This is a genomic window from Streptomyces sp. NPDC086777 (genome assembly GCF_040702065.1).
In the GTDB taxonomy this organism is placed as follows: domain Bacteria; phylum Actinomycetota; class Actinomycetes; order Streptomycetales; family Streptomycetaceae; genus Streptomyces.
Map to the genome: position 1 here is coordinate 1 of NZ_JBFBJI010000094.1, position 4,096 is coordinate 4,096.

Annotated in this window: 3 protein-coding genes; all 3 read right to left on the reverse strand. The window is 67.8% G+C overall.

The annotated features are described in order from the left end of the window. Positions 1-125: 125 nt before the first annotated feature. The 3 genes from kdpB to kdpF are packed head-to-tail and all read right to left on the reverse strand — an operon-like array spanning position 126 to position 4,014. Positions 126-2,255 (reverse strand): potassium-transporting ATPase subunit KdpB, encoded by a 2,130-nt coding sequence (gene kdpB, locus AB0472_RS45880; RefSeq protein ID WP_366365642.1) that lies wholly within the window; start codon positions 2,253-2,255, stop codon positions 126-128. Further along, on the reverse strand, positions 2,252-3,916 hold the full coding sequence (gene kdpA / locus AB0472_RS45885) for a potassium-transporting ATPase subunit KdpA (RefSeq protein WP_366365644.1): 1,665 nt from the start codon (positions 3,914-3,916) through the stop codon (positions 2,252-2,254). The genes kdpB and kdpA overlap by 4 nt, the downstream gene beginning before the upstream one ends. Positions 3,917-3,924: 8 nt before the next feature. After that, entirely contained in the window at positions 3,925-4,014 is a 90-nt protein-coding gene (gene kdpF / locus AB0472_RS45890; protein WP_016434100.1) for a K(+)-transporting ATPase subunit F, read from the reverse strand. Between the last annotated feature and the right edge of the window lie 82 nt (positions 4,015-4,096).

Sequence of the window (4,096 nt, forward strand, 5' to 3'; positions counted from 1 at the left end):
ACGACCAGCGGGTAGACCACGCCCGTCACCAGGGTCAGCACCAGCAGCGCCCGCAGCCCCGCCCCGAGCAACCGGGCTGTGTTGGATACGGAGTTGTTCATCGCGATCAGCACGCTTTCAAGAAATTACAGCCCGGGGATGAGGGAGATGAGCAGGTCGATGATCTTGATGCCGATGAAGGGCGCGATCAGCCCGCCGATGCCGTAGATCGTCAGGTTGCGCCGCAGCATCTTGTCGGCGCTCACCGGCCGGTACTGCACGCCCTTCAGGGAGAGCGGCACCAGCGCGATGATGATCAGCGCGTTGAAGATGACGGCCGACAGGATCGCGGAGTCCGGCGAGGACAGGCCCATGATGTTGAGCTTGTCCAGGCCCGGGTAGACCGCCGCGAACAGCGCCGGGATGATCGCGAAGTACTTCGCGACGTCGTTGGCGATGGAGAACGTGGTCAGCGCACCCCGGGTGATCAGCAGCTGCTTGCCGATCTCGACGATCTCGATGAGCTTGGTCGGGTTGGAGTCGAGGTCGACCATGTTGCCGGCCTCCTTGGCGGCCGACGTACCCGTGTTCATCGCCACGCCGACGTCCGCCTGGGCCAGCGCGGGCGCGTCGTTCGTGCCGTCACCGGTCATCGCGACCAGCTTGCCGCCGGCCTGCTCCCGCTTGATGAGGGCCATCTTGTCCTCGGGGGTGGCCTCGGCGAGGAAGTCGTCGACGCCCGCCTCCTCGGCGATCGCCCGCGCGGTCAGCGGGTTGTCACCCGTGATCATGACGGTCTTGATGCCCATCCGGCGCAGTTCCTCGAACCGCTCGCGCATGCCCTCCTTGACGACGTCCTTGAGGTGGATGACGCCGAGCACGCGGGCACCCTGGCCGTCCTTGACGGCGACCAGCAGCGGCGTGCCGCCCGCCTGCGAGATGGCGCTGGAAAGCGTGTCCGCGTCCTCGGCGACGGTGCCGCCCTGCTCGCGGACCCAGGCGATGACCGAGCCGGTCGCACCCTTGCGGATCTTGCGTCCGTCGACGTCCACACCCGACATCCGGGTCTGGGCGGTGAAGGCGATCCACTCGGCATGCGCCAGCTCGCCCTGGTGCCGCTCGCGCAGCCCGTACCTCTCCTTCGCCAGCACGACGATCGAGCGGCCCTCGGGCGTCTCGTCGGCCAGCGACGACAGCTGGGCGGCATCGGCCACCTCGGCCTCCGTCGTACCGCTGACCGGCACGAACTCGGACGCCTGACGGTTGCCCAGGGTGATGGTGCCGGTCTTGTCGAGCAGCAGCGTGGAGACGTCACCCGCGGCCTCCACCGCACGCCCGGACATGGCGAGGACGTTGCGCTGGACCAGCCGGTCCATGCCGGCGATGCCGATCGCGGAGAGCAGGGCGCCGATCGTGGTCGGGATGAGGCAGACCAGGAGGGCGACCAGCACGACCATCGTCAGGTGGGTGCCCGCGTAGTCGGCGAACGGCGGGAGGGTGGCGACGGCCAGCAGGAAGACGATGGTCAGCGAGGCGAGCAGGATGTTCAGCGCGATCTCGTTCGGGGTCTTCTGCCGGGCCGCGCCCTCGACGAGGCTGATCATCCGGTCGATGAAGGTCTCGCCCGGCTTCGTCGTGATCTTGATGACGATCCGGTCGGAGAGCACCTTCGTGCCGCCGGTCACCGCGCTGCGGTCACCTCCGGACTCGCGGATGACCGGCGCCGACTCACCGGTGATCGCCGACTCGTCGACGGAGGCGACACCCTCGACGACGTCGCCGTCACCGGGGATGACGTCGCCGGCCTCGCAGACGACCAGGTCGCCGATCCTCAGCTCGGTGCCGGGCACCTGCTCCTCGGTGGAACCGGTCAGCCGCCGGGCGACGGTGTCGGTCTTGGCCTTGCGCAGGGTGTCGGCCTGGGCCTTGCCGCGGCCCTCGGCGACCGCCTCCGCGAGGTTCGCGAAGATCACGGTCAGCCACAGCCAGGCACTGATGGTCCAGCCGAACCAGTCGCCCGGGTCCTTGAAGGAGAAGACCGTGGTCAGGACCGAGCCGACCCACACCACGAACATCACGGGCGACTTGACCATCACCCGCGGGTCGAGCTTGCGGCAGGCGTCCGGCAGCGACTTGACCAGCTGCTTGGGATCGAACAGGCCCGCACCGACACGGCCTTCGGCCGGCTTGTGCCCGGTGGGGACGTCGCTGTGCGGCGCCCGGGTCGGGGTGGCTGTGGACATCGAGTCCTCTGACTTCTCTATACGGGTGGTCATGACGCCAGCCCCTCGGCCAGCGGGCCCAGCGCCAGGGCCGGGAAGTAGGTCAGACCGGTGATGATCAGGATCGCGCCGACCAGCAGGCCGGTGAACAGCGGCTTCTCGGTGCGCAGGGTGCCGGCCGTGACCGGGACCGGCTTCTGCTCGGCGAGCGAGCCGGCCAGCGCCAGCACGAACACCATCGGCAGGAAGCGGCCCAGCAGCATCGCGAGTCCGGTCATGGTGTTGAACCAGTCGGTGTTCGCGTTCAGGCCGGCGAAGGCCGAGCCGTTGTTGTTCGCCGCCGAGGTGAAGGCGTACAGGACCTCGGAGAACCCGTGCGCGCCCGGGTTGAGCATGGAGTGCGGCGGGGTCGGCAGCGCCATGGAAGCAGCCGTGAAGATCAGCACCAGGGCCGGGGTGATCAGGATGTAGATCGCCGCCAGCTTGATCTCACGGGAGCCGATCTTCTTGCCCAGGTACTCGGGGGTACGGCCGACCATCAGACCGGCGATGAACACCGCGATGACCGCCATGATCAGGATGCCGTAGAGACCGGAACCGGTACCACCGGGCGCGATCTCGCCCAGCATCATGCTGAGCATGGTGATGCCGCCGCCGAGGCCGGTGAAGGAGGAATGGAAGGAGTCCACCGCACCGGTCGAGGTGAGCGTGGTCGACACCGCGAAGATCGACGAGGAGCCGACCCCGAAACGGACCTCCTTGCCCTCCAGCGCCCCGCCCGCGGCCTGGAGCGCCGCACCGTGGTGGGCGAACTCCGTCCACATCATCAGGGCGACGAAGCCCAGCCAGATGGTGAACATGGTGGCGAGGATCGCGTAGCCCTGCTTCACCGAGCCGACCATCACACCGAAGGTACGGGTCAGCGAGAACGGGATCACCAGCAGAAGGAAGATCTCGAACAGGTTGGTGAACGGGGTGGGGTTCTCGAAGGGGTGGGCACTGTTGGCGTTGAAGTAGCCGCCGCCGTTGGTGCCGAACTCCTTGATGGCCTCCTGGGAGGCGACCGCACCGCCGTTCCACTGCTGCGAGCCGCCCATGAACTGGCCGACCTCGTGGATACCGGAGAAGTTCTGGATCGCCCCGCACGCCACCAGCACGATCGCAGCGATCGCCGCGCCGGGAACCAGGATGCGGATCGTGCCGCGCACCAGGTCGGACCAGAAGTTGCCCAGCTCACCGGTGCGCGAGCGCGCGAACCCGCGCACCAGCGCCACCGCGACGGCGATGCCGACGGCGGCGGAGACGAAGTTCTGCACCGCCAGACCCGCGGTCTGCACGACGTGACCCATGGTCTGCTCGCCGTAGTACGACTGCCAGTTCGTGTTGGTCACGAACGAGACGGCCGTGTTGAACGACTGCGCCGGGTCGACCGAGTCGAAGCCCAGCGAACCGGGCAGGATGCCCTGCAGCCGCTGGAGCAGATAGAGGAACAGGACGCTGACGGCCGAGAACGCGAGGACCCCGCGCAGATAGGCGGGCCAGCGCATCTCGGTGTCGGGGTTGGCGCCGATGCCCCTGTAGATCCACTTCTCGACGCGCCAGTGCTTGTCGGAGGAGTAGACCCTGGCCATGTAGGTGCCGAGGGGAATGTAGGCGAGCGCCAGCGCGCCTATGAGCGCGAGCAGCTGGAGAAAGCCGGCAAGGACGGGACCCATGTCGTGTCTCAGAACCTCTCCGGGAAGATCAGGGCGAGGACGAGATAGCCCAGCAGGGCGACGGCCACGACGAGGCCGACGATGTTCTCGGCGGTCACAGCTTCGTCACCCCCTTGGCGACGAGGGCCACCAGCACGAAACCCGCGAGCACGGTGACGACGAAGGCCAGATCGGCCATCG

Coding starts and splice junctions, on each gene's coding strand:
- kdpA (WP_366365644.1), bottom strand. CDS start 3,916: ATGGGTCCCGTCCTTGCCGGCTTTCTCCAGCTGCTCGCGCTCATAGGC.
- kdpB (WP_366365642.1), bottom strand. CDS start 2,255: ATGACCACCCGTATAGAGAAGTCAGAGGACTCGATGTCCACAGCCACC.